The sequence below is a fragment of the Kribbella sp. NPDC050459 genome, assembly GCF_040655315.1.
Taxonomy (GTDB): domain Bacteria; phylum Actinomycetota; class Actinomycetes; order Propionibacteriales; family Kribbellaceae; genus Kribbella.
Window position 1 is genome coordinate 649,833 of record NZ_JBFAJQ010000002.1, and the last position, 13,824, is coordinate 663,656.

At 69.6% G+C, this 13,824-nt stretch carries 11 protein-coding genes; 5 read left to right on the plus strand and 6 right to left on the minus strand.

Translation table 11 applies throughout. The features are described from left to right. The 5 genes from AB0I12_RS09115 to AB0I12_RS09135 form a co-directional block, all read right to left on the minus strand. On the minus strand, positions 1 to 1,128 hold the full coding sequence (locus AB0I12_RS09115; RefSeq protein ID WP_359926774.1) for a hypothetical protein: 1,128 nt from the start codon (positions 1,126 to 1,128) through the stop codon (positions 1 to 3). Further along, a complete protein-coding gene (locus AB0I12_RS09120; RefSeq protein WP_359926777.1) occupies positions 1,125 to 1,547 on the minus strand; it encodes a hypothetical protein in 423 nt (140 codons plus the stop codon). Before AB0I12_RS09120 ends, AB0I12_RS09115 begins: the two co-directional genes overlap by 4 nt. Beyond that, complete coding sequence (locus AB0I12_RS09125; protein ID WP_359926779.1) at positions 1,547 to 2,458, minus strand: TatD family hydrolase; 912 nt, start codon at positions 2,456 to 2,458, stop codon at positions 1,547 to 1,549. The genes AB0I12_RS09120 and AB0I12_RS09125 overlap by 1 nt, the downstream gene beginning before the upstream one ends. A gap of 10 nt (positions 2,459 to 2,468) precedes the next feature. After that, on the minus strand, positions 2,469 to 2,888 hold the full coding sequence (locus AB0I12_RS09130; protein WP_359926782.1) for an SRPBCC domain-containing protein: 420 nt from the start codon (positions 2,886 to 2,888) through the stop codon (positions 2,469 to 2,471). A 61-nt stretch (positions 2,889 to 2,949) separates the two neighbouring features. After that, the gene (locus AB0I12_RS09135) at positions 2,950 to 6,918 is read right to left on the minus strand and encodes a hypothetical protein (RefSeq protein WP_359926784.1); all 3,969 of its coding nucleotides are present in this window, start codon (positions 6,916 to 6,918) and stop codon (positions 2,950 to 2,952) included. Between the two features lie 319 nt (positions 6,919 to 7,237). On the opposite strand from AB0I12_RS09135, the gene AB0I12_RS09140 reads away from it, so the two are divergent. Together AB0I12_RS09140 and AB0I12_RS09145 are read left to right on the plus strand one after the other, a co-directional pair. Further along, on the plus strand, positions 7,238 to 7,573 hold the full coding sequence (locus AB0I12_RS09140) for a hypothetical protein (protein ID WP_359926787.1): 336 nt from the start codon (positions 7,238 to 7,240) through the stop codon (positions 7,571 to 7,573). A 106-nt stretch (positions 7,574 to 7,679) separates the two neighbouring features. Then, entirely contained in the window at positions 7,680 to 9,818 is a 2,139-nt protein-coding gene (locus AB0I12_RS09145; RefSeq protein ID WP_359926790.1) for a discoidin domain-containing protein, read from the plus strand. Here AB0I12_RS09145 and AB0I12_RS09150 read toward each other — a convergent pair. Beyond that, positions 9,790 to 10,707 (minus strand): helix-turn-helix domain-containing protein, encoded by a 918-nt coding sequence (locus tag AB0I12_RS09150; protein ID WP_359926793.1) that lies wholly within the window; start codon positions 10,705 to 10,707, stop codon positions 9,790 to 9,792. The two genes, AB0I12_RS09145 and AB0I12_RS09150, sit on opposite strands and share 29 nt — an antisense overlap. A 76-nt stretch (positions 10,708 to 10,783) precedes the next feature. Between AB0I12_RS09150 and AB0I12_RS09155 the strand changes: the two genes are divergently transcribed. The 3 genes from AB0I12_RS09155 to AB0I12_RS09165 are packed head-to-tail and all read left to right on the plus strand — an operon-like array spanning position 10,784 to position 13,813. Then, on the plus strand, positions 10,784 to 12,100 hold the full coding sequence (locus tag AB0I12_RS09155; protein ID WP_359926795.1) for a glycoside hydrolase family 36 protein: 1,317 nt from the start codon (positions 10,784 to 10,786) through the stop codon (positions 12,098 to 12,100). Further along, positions 12,093 to 13,007 carry a sugar ABC transporter permease gene (locus AB0I12_RS09160; protein WP_359926798.1) on the plus strand — a complete coding sequence of 305 codons (915 nt, stop codon included), beginning with the start codon at positions 12,093 to 12,095 and terminating at the stop codon, positions 13,005 to 13,007. The genes AB0I12_RS09155 and AB0I12_RS09160 overlap by 8 nt, the downstream gene beginning before the upstream one ends. Further along, positions 13,004 to 13,813: a carbohydrate ABC transporter permease gene (locus AB0I12_RS09165; RefSeq protein ID WP_359926799.1), complete on the plus strand. Its 810-nt coding sequence runs from the start codon at positions 13,004 to 13,006 to the stop codon at positions 13,811 to 13,813. Before AB0I12_RS09160 ends, AB0I12_RS09165 begins: the two co-directional genes overlap by 4 nt. The last annotated feature ends 11 nt before the right edge of the window (positions 13,814 to 13,824 follow it).

Below are 13,824 nucleotides of genomic sequence, written 5' to 3' on the forward strand. Positions count from 1 at the left end.
TCAGCCGATCCCCGGCGCCCGCGGCCCTGACGGCCGGCCAGGGGCCTGCCGCCCACGCGAGCCGTCGTTCGGTCCCTGCTGTGCGTGGTCGACGGCCTCCGCCGACCGACTGGTGGCGCCGGCCGCCGGCGCCTGCCCACTCGTCACCGCCCGCAGCCGCTCGAGATCCGGCGACAGCCGGTCCTGCGCCTGCCGAACGGCCTGCGTGCGCCGCGTGCCCGGCCGCCCGGCTTGCTGCTGTGCTCGCTGCGCCTTCTCGACGCGGTACCTGCGTTCGATGCGATCGAGTTCGTGATCCAGTCCGGCGATCGCGTTCTGCGCCGCCTGCTCGGACTCGGCGGACTTCTCGTCGTCGCTCAGCGACTCGTCGGCCTCGACGGCGACCAGGTCGGCGAGGGAAGCGCGCAACGGAGCGATCAGGGCTTCGCGCACCTCGGCTCGATGTGCCTCGGGCATCAGGCCTGGTTTGACGAGACGCTCGTCGATCACCAGGTCGACCGCGACGTTCCATCGCTGCACGTCGTCGGCGCACATCAGCTTCTGCGTCACCTCGGCGCTGGTCAGCCCGCTGCGTTCAGCGAGGGCCTGATCGAGTTGCCGGGCAGCCGTCGTGTACGCCGCGTAGGCATCGTCGTTGACCTGTGACAGCACCGCCTCCTGAGCGTGCTCCAGCCCGGCGTCCGGGAAGACGGCGAGCACGACGGCGTCGAGGTTGCGATGAGTCCAGTGCTCGGTGCGTCCCTCGTTGTCGGCCTCCGAGGCATCGTCGAACGGGTGCGCGTCAGGTGCGTCCGGGTCACCGAACCGGGCCAGCAGGTGCGCGGCCTCGTGCGTCAGCGTCGCGAAGGCATCACGGAGTTCCCACGCCTCGTCGTCGGTCAGCGGACGATCGAGATCGCGGGCCCTGCGCAACGGCTCCAGGACCTGAGCGACGGACACCGACAGGCTGCCGTCCTCTTCCGCCGCGCCTACGAAGTCCGGATCCTGCTCCTCGACCAGTCGGCCGTTCCACCGCGTGCGTGCGCCGGCCGCGGCGCCGCCGGCGCGCTGCTCGACGGCGTACACGACCGCGGCCACCAGCCGGTACTCCCAGGACAGCGAGGAGATCTCGACGGCGTCGTCGGTCACGATCCGTCGTCCGCGGCCTCGCGCCGGCGGCGCTCGATCAGCCGCTTCAGGGTCGAGTTCAGCCGCAGGATCGTGCGGGATTCGCGCGGCGGCGCCTGCCGGGACAGTTCGGCGATCTCGGTCTTCACGCGTTCGGCGTGGGCGATCTGGTCCGCTGCCGAGCCCTTGTTGCCGAGCACCTGCGCCAGCAGCATGGACGCCCGCGCGAACTCCGGGCTGGTGGGCGCCGGTGCCCCGTTGATCAGCTCGGGCAGCTTCGCGGCCCTGATCAGTGCCAGCCGGCGATCGCGCTCGTCGTCGATCTGCTCCGCCAGGGCCTTCAGGCGGTCGACCTCGGCGGCCACGGTGGCCTCGTCGGCCCCGCGCAGCGCATCGGCCTGCGACAGCACCTGCGCGTCCACGTCGTCGTACCGGACCATTACCAGGGACCCCCGAAGGCGCGGTTCGCGTTGTCGTTGAGGGCTCCGCAGAGTTCGGCGACCGAGATGTTGAGGACGTCGGCCATCTTGCGGACCGTGTGCGGGATCAGGTACGACGCGTTCGGCTTGCCGCGGTACGGCGACGGGGTCAGGTACGGGGCGTCGGTCTCGACCAGGATGCGGTCGAGCGGGGTGACGGCCAGGGCGTCGCGCAGGGACTGGGCGTTCTTGAACGTGACGACGCCGGCGAAGCTCAGGTACGCGCCGCGGTTGACGCAGGCGCGGGCGAATTCGGTGTCGCCGGAGAAGCAGTGCATCACCAGCCGGTCCGGCACGCCGTCGCGGTCCAGAATGCGCAGGATGTCGTCGTGCGCGTCCCGGTCGTGGATCATCAGTGTCTTGCCGAGCCGCTTCGCCAACTCGATGTGCGCGGCGAACGACTCGTGCTGCGCGGCCCGCCCGTCAGCCCCGGTGCGGAAGTAGTCGAGGCCGGTCTCGCCGATCACCCGGACCTTGTCCGAGCTCGCGGCGAGCCGTTCGATCTCGGCGAGCGCGCTGTCCAGCTCGCCGGCCGCCTTCAGCTTCGGCGCCTCGTTCGGGTGCAGGGCGACACCGGCGACGAGGTTCGGGTACTGCGTGGCGGCCTCGACCGCCCACGCCGCGCCCGGCAGGTCACACCCCACCTGGACGATCCGGGTGACGCCGACCGACGACGCCAGCCGGATCGCCTCCGCCGGGCTCAGCCAGTCCCCGTCCTCCCCGTCGGCGATGTCGAGATGGCAGTGCGCGTCGACCACGCTCATCGGCAACGGATCCGGCACCGCCGGCCGGCTCCGGTCCCGCGACCGCCCGTCCTCCCCCACCGCCGCCCGCTCCCGAGTCGGCCGACCCACCTCCACACCATCACCCATGCGAGCCAGGTTACTGAGTCTCCGCGGCCTCCTTGACCTTGGCCACCAGCATCTCCCACATGTCCTGGGAGTGGTCGGCCTCCTCCTCGGTTGCGTTGTTGTCCTGCTCAAGTTTCAGGTGGGTGTTGCCAGTCAGGGTGTAGGTGAGGGTGTGGTAGTTCTCCGGGACGTCGTCCTGCCCGGTGAGCGGACTGAAGTGGGTGAGCTTCAGCAGGCGTTCGGGCTGCACCTCGAGGATCTTTCCCTTGTCCTGATAGGGCTTGCCCTCCCAGTTGCCGCTCCAGGTGATCGGGCTGCCCACCTCCCAGTCCGTCTCCACCTCGGCGCCGAACCACAGCTTCTTCAGCTGCTCGGGACTCGTCAGCACGTCCCACACCCGCGCCGCCGGCGCGTCGATATCGATCTCGGCCACGGCCAGATACCCAGTCATCGTGAACTCCTTTCTCCCCTGACCGTACGGTTCCCTGCCCGCATGCGCTTGGAGAAAAGCGTCAGCACACCGGTTCGTACGGCACACCGGGCAGGTACTTCGCCCACTCGTCGCCCGACACCGAATCCCCACCGGCGGCACAGATCAGGTCGACGGCCCGGCCCGGCTCCATCTCCCACAACCGGACTGTCCGGTCCGACCCGCCGGTAACGACCGTGTGGCCGTCCGGGCTGAACCCGACAGCCCACACCGCGGCCTGAGAAGCGGAGAGGATCGCGACGGTGGCCGGCACCGTCGGCCTGCCGACGTTCCAGAACCAGACCTGCCCGCTCCGAGTACTCGCGGCGAGCGTGTGCCCGTCGGGGCCGAAGGCGACGCTGGTCACGGTGCCGTCCGGTCCTCGGAGGACGTCTCCGACCGGAGACAGCCGCGCCGGGTCCGAGGCGTCCCACAGTTGCACCGTCCCGTCCGCGCTGCCGGTCGCGAGGATCTTGCCGTCGCCGCTGAAGGCAGCCGAGAACAGCAGGTCGGCGGAGCCTTTGACCGAGGGAAAGGCGCGCAACCGGCGCGGGTCGCTCATGTCCCACAACCGGATCATGCCGTCAGCTGTGACCCCGGCCAGTGTTCGGCTGTCGGGGCTGATGGCAACCATGTAGACGTAGTTGCCGTCCGGACCAGGAGCGGTCGGCAGCGGCGTGACGTGCTGCGGATCGTGGACGTCCCACAGGTAGACCCTGCCGTCGTCCGAGCCGGCTGCCAACGTACGGCGGTCCGGGCTGAACGCGAGCGATTCGACCACCGCAGCCGGCCCCGTGAGTGGTGGCGCCAAGACCTTCGGTCGGGCCGGATCTCCGACGTCCCACAGGACGACCGAGTTCACCGTCGTACCGCCGGCCGCGGTCTTGCCGTCCGGGCTCAGCGCACCGGCGCCGCTGATCGGCTGATCGGCGAGCGGCGACAGCAGCGGTGGCGCCAGCACCGCAGGAGCTCGAGGCCGGGAGACGTTCAGCAGAAAGGCTCCGCCGCCGAACGTCACCAACGACCGTCCGTCCGGAGTGAACGCGGTGGAGGCGACGGCCGCGGTCGGTCCGGTGATCACCGGCCCGGGGATCGTCCACAACCGCGCCACGCCGTCGGAACCCGCCGTCACCAGAGTCCGGTCGCCGTCGGCGAACGCCACCGACGACACCGGCTCCGGGTGTGGCAGCTCGGCGACCAGCCGGCCGCTCGCCAGATCCCAGACCTGGGCGACGTTGTCCGAGCTGCCCAGCGCCATCAGCCGGCCGTCCGCGGTGAGATCGACCGCGTTCACCCAGTTCTCCGGCACCTGGATCTGCATCGCCATCTTGGCCGGTGCCTCCGGCTTGGCCACGTTCCACCGCTGGAACAGACCTTTCGATCCGCCGATCAGCACCTCGTCGTGCCGTGGAACGAACCGTACGACGTTGATCTGGGTGGACCCGGCCTGTGTCCGGCTGACCAACCGCGGCGTACGACGATCCGCGACATCCCACAGGTACAAGGCACCGGTCGCATCACCGGCTGCGAGAACGTTGCCGGATTCGCTGAAGGTCACCGTCTGCACGAATCCGCTCAGCGCCGGGATCGTCGTCAACTGCACGGGCCGGCGTGGATCGTCGACAGCCCACAGACGCACCGATTTGTCCGAGCTCCCCGCCACGAGCGTCCTGCCGTCCGGAGAGAACGCCAGCGAGTAGACCGTGCCGTTCGGACTACCGGGCAGAACCCCCAGGGACATCGGGTGTTCGGGCTCGGTGACGTCCCACAGCCGGATCGTCTTGTCCCGACCGCCGGTGGCGAGCAGGCGACCGTCCGGGCTGACGGCGAGCCCGAACACCGACAGTGTGTGCCCGGTCAACGGTCCGCCGATGCTGCGTGGCCGGCGTCGGTCACCGATGTCCCAGATCAGGATCGCGGTGTCGCTGGGTCCGGTACCGGCGGCGTACAGGATGCGGCCGTCCGGGCTGAGCACGACGCTCTGTGCTCCCTTGGACGGACGCACGATCCGTGTCACCGAAGGCGAACCGGTCGCGTCGAGCAGACTCGACCGGGCCTCGACCGTCGGGGCGATCCGGTAGGCCGCGAGCGACAACTGGGCCGCCAGTCCCGGGTCGGTCGTCCGCAACCTGTCGGCGGTGATCGCGACCTGGCGGGACATCGCCAAATCGCGTTCCCGGTCAGCGAGCCGGCGTTTCCAGAAGGCATACACGGTCAGCCCGACAGCCACCAGCGACAAGGCGGTCAGCGCCGCCACGAACTGCTGCAGCCTGCGGGTCCCACGCCTGGCCGCCGCGTGCTCGGCCTCCTCTGCCCGCAGACTGGCCTCGAGAAACTCGGTCTCGAGCGTGTTCAGGTCGCGGTCGGCCATCGTCCAGTCGCGGACACCCTGCAGGTTGCCGCCCCGGTAGAGCGAGCCGGGATCCCGCTGCAGATCACGCCACTGCCGGGCGGCGTCCGCGAGCTGCCGATGCCGCCGCAGCCCTTCGCGGTCGTTGTCGATCCATCGTCGCAGCCGGGGCCACGCGGTGATGAGCGCCTCGTGGCTGATCTCGACACTGTCCGCGTCCATGGTCAGCAGCCGGGCTCCGACGAAGTGTTCGACCACTTCGCCGAGATCGGCGCCGTTGCCTTCGAGTTCGCTGCGCACGACCTTGCGCCGGCTGATCGCGAAGTCGTCGCCGAGATTCACCAGCCGGAGGAACAGCCGCCGGGCGATGGCCTGTTGGGCCGGGTTCAAGTCGTTGTAGACGGCCTCGCCGGTCGCCGCGACGGCGCCCTTGATGCTGCCGGTCAGCAGGTACCCGTGGGTGGTCATGCGCCCCCGCTCGGCCCGCTGCCAAGTCGCGAGCAGCGCGTGCGAGAGCAACGGCAGCGACCCGGCCGTCGAGGGCGCGGCGTCGGCCGGCGCCAGCGCCGGTGACGCGTCCCGGATCAGCAACTCGACAAGCCCTTCGTCGAGTTGCACGGCGGCCTTGGCGGCCGGCTCGACGATCGCCCTGCGCAGCTCGTCCTCGGTCAGCGGACCGACCACGAACTGCGCGCCCTGCAGGGCGGCCGCGATCTCGGGGTACTGCAATGCCTGCGGGTAGAAGTCAGCCCGCAAAGCCAGTACGACGACGGTGGCCACCCCCGATCGCAGCTCCGTCGACTCCCGTGGAACAGGCGCCCGCGTGACAGCGTCCAACGCCGCGACGAAGGCACCGCGTTCCTTCTCGTCCGGACACATCGTGAACAGTTCCTCGAACTGGTCGACGACGATGATCAAGCGATCGAGCGCCGGGACAGCGGCCCCTTCCGGCGCATTGGTCCGCGCCGCCTGCACGTACGCCGCCGCCTGCTCGACGACCGCGGCGGGATCACTCGCCAACTGCTCGGCGAACACCTCGGACCCGACCCGCGTACCGGCCGTCAGCCCGGACGCCAACTGGCGCAGGGGTTCCGCGCCCGGCGCCATCAACACGACTGGCCACGCCGGCCGGCCGGGAGCAGCCCGGTCGGTGAGCGCTGGGATCACGCCCGCCCGCACCAGCGAAGACTTTCCTGAGCCCGACGCACCGACAATCGTTTGCATTCCGCCACCCGCGGCGTGCCGTGAGATGACCTGGTCGACGATCTGCTCGGTCAGTACCTCGCGACCGAAGAACCACTCGGCATCGGCCGGCTGGAAGCTTCGCAACCCGCGGTACGGCGGACTTCCGCCCTTCGGCCCGGGCAACTGCCGGACGCGTCGGCGCGCTTCAAGCCAGCGCTCGATCTCGTCTTCGTCGGTGATCCCGCAGATCCGCAGAACCTCCACGAACAAGGCCTTCGACGCGTCCGACGGCACGCTACGGCCGGCGAACCACTCGCCGATCGTGCTGTGCGGCTGGGCGCCACCGACCATGGTGGAGATGTTCCGGACGGTCAGGCCCGCCCGGGTTCGCAGCACGGTCAGCTCGTCGGCGAACTGCATCCGGGTCTGGACATGATCCGGTGAAGCTGTCCGCGGCTCGACCAATGGCTCGTCCATGGCGCCCCCCTCAAAGCCCCAACTCCCACAGCGAGTAGTCACGACGCTACAGGACGACGAGCGCCGGCGCTGTACGCCGCCGTGTACGTCCTTGTACGGAGATCTGCGCGTGCCCGCACCGAGCACCGCCGTGGCCCGACCGTGGGAGCTAGACCAGTTCGAAACCCGGATTTCGGGCCGCACGGCGAACCCGCGGCGGTCCTCGAGGGGGAATCCAATGAACGCGATCCAGCCACGCCTACCCGAACCGTCCACCAGCCCCCGCCGGCCTCGTCGGTATCCGGCCGCCTACCACGCCCGGGCAGTGGTCCGGCCGGCCGTGGACCGACCGGTCGGACCGCCGATCCGGTTGGTTGTCGGGCCGCTGCCGGTGCGCGTCCTCCGCGCGATCACGCGCGGCGTACGTCACCTCTTCGGCGGGCCCGACCTCGCACCGCCGGCGCGGGTGGTGCAGGACGCCCCGCGGTGCCTGCACTGCAAGGGACGGATGGCCGAGAAGTACCGCGAACTGCCGGAGCCGTACGGCGTCTGGGCGGTCTTCACCTGCAGCGCCGCCGGCTGCCCGGTGTGCCAAGGGCCGTGCCGGAGTCAGTCCCGGATGTTCCTGCCGGCGCATTGGCAGTCCGGACCGCCGGGACAGATCACGTACCTCTGATCGACAGCCGGATCGTGCAGGAAGTCAGCATTCGGGGCCATGTTCCGCGCCGGGCGGCGGCCAGTAACTTGCAGCGAGGTTCCGCCCCGATCGACAGGAGCAGTCGATGTCCCGGATCAGCTCAGTTCTTGCCCTTCTCGGCCTGGTGACGGGGTCGACCGCGCTGCCGGCCGAAACGCCCGCGCCGATTCCCGTGCAGGTCTTCAGCCTGACCGATCTGCACGGGTATCTGACCGAGACCGAGAACCTGACCATCGCCGGCCCGTCGGGCACCCAGCAGGTCGGCGGTGCCGGGTACTTGAAGGCGCACCTGGACCGGCTCCGGAAGCCGAACAGCTTCCTGATCGGCTCGGGCGATCAGTTCAGCGGCTGGCCTGACTACACGCAGGCGTTCGCGAACGAGCCGACCATCGAGGTGCTGAACGCGCTCGGGATGGACTTCGACGCGGCCGGCAACCACGAGTTCGACCGCGAGTTCCCGTTCCTGCGGCGGATGACGACCGGAGCCTGCTACGGCAAGCCCGGCTTCGACAGCTGCTTCAAGGACTCCACCGGCCGCAACTTCCACGGCACCGACTACGCGTACCACGCGGCGAACATCGTCGACCCGCGGACCGAGCGCCCGGTGCTGCCGCCGTACTGGATCGCCCGGGCGGGATCGCAGCGGATCGGGTTCATCGGGCTGGGCTTTCCGGGCACGCCGACCGAGACGCTGTCGATCGAAGGCTCCGGATTCGAGTTCCAGGGCGTCGTCGAGGCAGCGAACCGGGCCGCGGCCGAGCTGAAGGCCCAGGGCGTGAACGCGATCGTCGTCAGCATGCACGAAGGCGGGCAGCAGGGCGGCCTGTACGACGAGTGCAAGAACCCGACCGGACCAATCTTCGACGCGGCCCGGACGATGTCGCCGGACATCGACGTGATCCTCGGCGGCCATTGGCACACGGCGTTCAAGTGCATGATTCCGGACCCGAACGGCGTACCGCGTCCGGTCCTGGAGGCGAGCAACCACGGGCGCGTGCTGGGCGAGGTGAACCTCTCGCTCGACCCATCCACCGGTGAGGTGATCCGGGACGCGACCACCGCCACCAACCACGCGGTCACCAAGGACATCACGCCGGACGCCGGTGTCCAGAAGATCGTGAAGTACTGGACCGACAAGTGGGCGGCACGTCAGCAGGAGCCGCTCACGAAGCTCGATCGCGACCTCGACTTCGCACGTACCGCCGAGAGCCGGACGGGCAACCTGGTCGCGGACCTCTACAAGTCGGAGGCGGACGGCGACTTCGCGCTGGTACCGGCCGACCTGGGCGTCGACGTGATCGCCGCCGGGCTGCAGGCCGGGACGGTGACGTACGGCGAGGCGTGGCCGGTCGCCGGGATCTCGCCGATCACCACGTTGTCGATGAAGGGCTCCACGGTCGAGGCCGTCCTGGAACAGCAGTGGATCCCACCGGCGTACGGCTGCAGCCGGCTGTCATCGCTCGCGACCTCGGCGAACTTCCGCTACACCTACGATCTCGGCCGGCCGGTCGGCGACCGGGTCGATCCGGCCAAAGTGCTGATCGACGGCAAACCATTGCAACTCGGAAAGACGTATCGCGTGACGACGAGCGCCGCGATGCCCTTGCACGGCGCGCAGTACGGCTATCCGGGCTTCCAGCAGTACACGGATCTCACCAGAGCGCCGCGGATGGGCCAGGAAGTGTTCCTCACCTACCTGCGCACCCACCCGTTGCTCAAGGCACCCAGTCTGGGCCGGGTGACCGCGATCCCCGGTACGCCGCCGCCGGCCGACGGCCCGTTCGGTCCGCTGACGCTGCTGCCGCAGAGCGAGATGACGGCCACGGCCACGAGCCAGGGCTCGGCCGCGTACAGCGCGTCGGCCGCGATCGACGGCAGCTGTACGACGATGTGGCACTCGAACTGGAGCCCGCACGCCCCGCTCCCGCAGCACATCACCCTCGACCTCAAGACACCCCGGGCGATCGAAGCGCTCGTCTACACGCCGCGCCAGGACGCCGACGTACCGAACGGCCGCATCTCGTCGTACGACGTCCGGACGAGCACCGACGGCGTCACGTTCACCTCGGCGGTGCAGGGATCCTGGGACGGCACGGTCGACGCGAAGATCGCCCGCTTCCCGGCAGGGACGACGGCACGCTACGTGCGGCTCGTCGGACTGGCCGGCGGTGCGGACTACGCGGCGGCGACCGAGCTCAATATAGCTCTAGCTCCGGCTTCCTGACCGCGTTGCGATGGGCCGTCGGGGACATCCCGTACCGGCGGCCGAACTGCCGGCTCAGGTAGTGCGGCGAGTCGAACCCGACCGCGGCCGCGATCTGCGCCACCGACATGTCGGTGGCGCCGAGCAACTCGGCGGCGCGCTGCAGCCGGAGCGCGAGCACGACGTTCATGATCGAGTCGCCGACCTGCTCCTTGAACAGGTGCGCGAGCCGGGACACGGACACCTGCGCCAGCCCGGCCAGTGAGGTCAACGTGTGCGGGCGGGCCGGGTCCGCGGTGATGGCCTCGAGCACCAGGTGCACGCGCGCGTCCAGGTGCTGCGTCTCCCGGCGCAGGCTGGCGACGGCGGTCAGCAGCACTTCCTCGATACCGTTCATCGTCAGCTCGGTCGCGACGCTCTTCTCCAGCAGATGCAGCTCGGTGTCGCCGGTCGGGGACAGCCCGGCGCGCTGCGCGTCGCGATGCAGGCGGTCGAACGCCGACACCACGCGATCGGTCTCCGACGACCGGGTCAGCCGCACGTACGACAGTCCCGGCATTGCCTGGGGCAACGACAACCACGAGTGCCATTCGCGGCGCGGCTGGAAATGCGCCCACCAGGACTCCCAGTACGTGCCGACGGTCCCGTAGTCGTGCGGGGTGCCCGGGCTGACCAGTACGACGTCCCCGTGGCGCAGCATCAGCTTGTTCTGGCCGATCAGGTACCGGCCCGTGCCGGACGCCGTGTAGAGCAGGTACCAACTACCCACACCGTCCGGCCGCACGACCCGGTAGTCGCCGCCGCTGTGGAAGTGGCCGGTGACCAGCTTGCTCGGCGGCGGGATCTCGCTGTACAGCTCGATGAGGACCTGGGTAGCAAGATCGTGCTCGAAGTCAGCAGGCTCCGTCATGGTGGATCCCCTCGTCGGCGCTCCAAGATTAGCGGAACCACAGCAAGATCCTGCACCCGACCGAATCGAGGATCCCGTGCCCTTCCGCCCCGTCGCCGAGCTCGACCACGACACCGGCACGCTGGTCTTCGAGCACGGGTGGCAGTCCTGGAGCCCGAGTGGGTGGTACCGGCTGGACGCCCGCCCGCCCCGCCCGACTGCGCCGAATCATCACGTGATGGCGTACCGCCCGGGGGTCGAGGCCGGCCGCTTCCAGGGCGAGGGCCTGCTCGCGGTCGCGACCGGCGGCGAGGTCACCACCGTCGCCGCCACCACCCCCGACGCGGTCCCGTCGATCTGCGCCGAGGTGCGCGGCGACAAGCTGGTGATCGAGGCCGACGGCGAGGTCGACGTCAGGACCAGCACGCACGCCAACCCCAACCAGGCGCTCGCCGACTGGGCCGACGCGTTCGCGGCCGGCGCGCCGCCGGTGCGCGTGTTCGGGCCGTCGTGGTGCAGCTGGTACGCGTACTGGGGCAAGGTCACCGAGCGCGACGTGATGACCGACGTACGCCAGTTCGACCAGCACGACCTGAGCGTCGACCTGGTGCTGCTCGACGAGGGCTACCAAGCCGCGATCGGTGACTGGCTGACGCCGCGCGACGACTTCGGTTCGACCGTGACGCTCGCCGCCGACATCCGTTCGAGCGGTCGCCGGGCCGGCATCTGGGTCGCGCCGTTCCTGGTCGCGAGCGGCAGCGAGACGGCCCGGAAACACCCGGAATGGCTCGTTCCGGGCATTTCCGCGGGCACGAACTGGGGCCAGGAGCAACTGGTCCTCGACGTGACGCATCCGGGCGCCGTGCGGCACATCCAGGACGTGTTCACCGAGCTGTGCCGCCAGGGGTACGACCACTTCAAGCTCGACTTCCTGTACGCCGGCGCGATCGAGGGACCGCGGCACGAGCAGGTCGACGGCATCGCGGCGTACCGGCTCGGACTGCGGCTGCTGCGCCAAGCTGTCGGATCGAACCGGATCCTGCACGGCTGCGGCGCCCCGATCCTCCCGAGCCTCGGACTCGTCGACTGCATGCGGATCTCGCCCGACACCGATCCGCTGGTCGAGCCGCCGTCCGGCGACATCAGCCAGCCCGGCCAGCGCGGCGCCCGGTCCACCTCGGTGGCGCGCGAGTTCCTGCACGGCCGGTGGTGGGCGAACGACTCCGACTGCCTGATCGTCCGGCCCGACGTCCAGGAGCGCGAGCTGTGGGCGCAGCACATCGAGCAGGGCCCCGGCCTGCGGATGTCCAGCGACCCGATCGGCGCGCTCGACCGGTGGGGCATCGACCGCACCCGTGAGCTGCTCGTCCCGAGTTCGCCGCGCCCGCATCCGCTGAAGGATCCCGATGCTTAGGCCGGCACCCCGGCGTACCCGCCGGATCGGCCAGGCCCGGCAGACCGCCGCGGCCTACGCCCTGCTCGCGCCGAGCCTGGTCGGCGTACTCGGGTTCCTGCTCGCGCCGGTCGTCATCGTGCTGGTGGTCAGCCTGTTCGACTGGAAGCTGCTGTCGACGCCGGAGTTCATCGGCTTCGCCAACTATCAGAAGCTCTTCGCGGACTCGGACGTCTGGCACTCGCTGCTGGTCACCTTGTACTACGTGGTGATCTGCGTCCCCGGCACGACGATCCTGTCGCTGCTCCTGGCGCTGCTGGTCGACCGCAAGCTGCGCGGCATGAAGTACTTCCGGGCGCTGCTGGTCATCCCGTGGATGGCAACACCGGTCGCTCTCGGCCTGGTGTGGAGCTGGATCTTCGACCCCGGCCGCGGCGCGCTGAACCAGTTCCTCGGACTGTTCGGGATCGACGGCCCGGCGTGGCTGTCGTCGCCGGTGCTCGCGATGCCGAGCGTGGCCGCCGTCCACATCTGGCAGTTCGCCGGGTACAACATGCTGTTCTTCCTGGCCGGGCTGCAGAACATCCCGCGGTCGTTGCGCGAGGCGTCGTCGCTGGACGGCGCGTCACCGGTCGCGCATTTCTTCACGATCACGCTCCCGCTGCTGCGGCCGACGATGCTGTTCGTGCTGATCACCAACGTGATCGGCTCGTTCCAGGCCTTCGACACGGTCTTCGTGATGACCGAGGGCGGTCCCGGTGACAGCACCGAGGTCGCGACGTACCTGATCTACGACGAGGCGTTCCGCAAGTTCGACTTCGGGTACGCGTCGACGATCTCGGTGCTGCTGTTCGCGGTGGTGCTGGTCGCGACGATCAGCCAGTTCGCGTACTTCGAACGCCGTACGACCTATGAGGTGTCCGGATGAGACTGCGCGTCTTCACCTACGCCGTGCTGGTGATCGGGTGCGTGTTCTCGATCTTCCCGTACTTCCTGACCGTGCTCACCGCGTTCAAGGGCCCCGGGCAACTGTCCGAGACGATGCCGTGGGAGCCCGGACTGCCACCGAGTACGGCGGCGTTCGAGCGGCTGTTCGGCTCCGGCTTCGGCGGCTACCTCGTCAACACCGCACTCGTCACGGCCGGCATCACGCTCGGCCAGGTGGTGTTCGCGATCCTCGCGGCGTACGCGTTCGCGCGGCTGTCGTTCCCGGGCCGGGACGCCCTGTTCTGGGTGTATTTGTCGACACTGATGGTCCCGCCGGTGGTCACGATGATCCCGCTGTACCTGATGATGCAGAAGCTCGGACTGGTGGACACCTGGGCCGGCCTGATGCTGCCGACGATGCTCGGGACGCCGTACGCGATCTTCCTGCTCCGCCAGTTCTTCCGCGGCATCCCCGCGGATCTCGAGGACGCGGCCCGGATCGACGGCGCCGGGCGGGTCCGGACGCTGGTGTCGATCGTGCTGCCGTTGTCGAAACCGATCCTGGTCACGGTCACCACGCTCGCCGTGGTGGCGAACTGGAACAGCTTCCTCTGGCCGCTGATCGTCACCAGCAGCGAGGACAAGCGGCTGCTGTCGGTCGGGATCGCCTTGTTCAAGGGGGAGATCGGCGTCGACTACAACGCCGTGATGGCCGGCAGCCTGATCGCGCTGGCGCCGCTGCTGGTCCTGTTCGTCGTCTTCCAGCGCTTCATCGTCCGCTCGGTCGCCGTTACCGGGCTCAAGTAGGTCGGAGACTC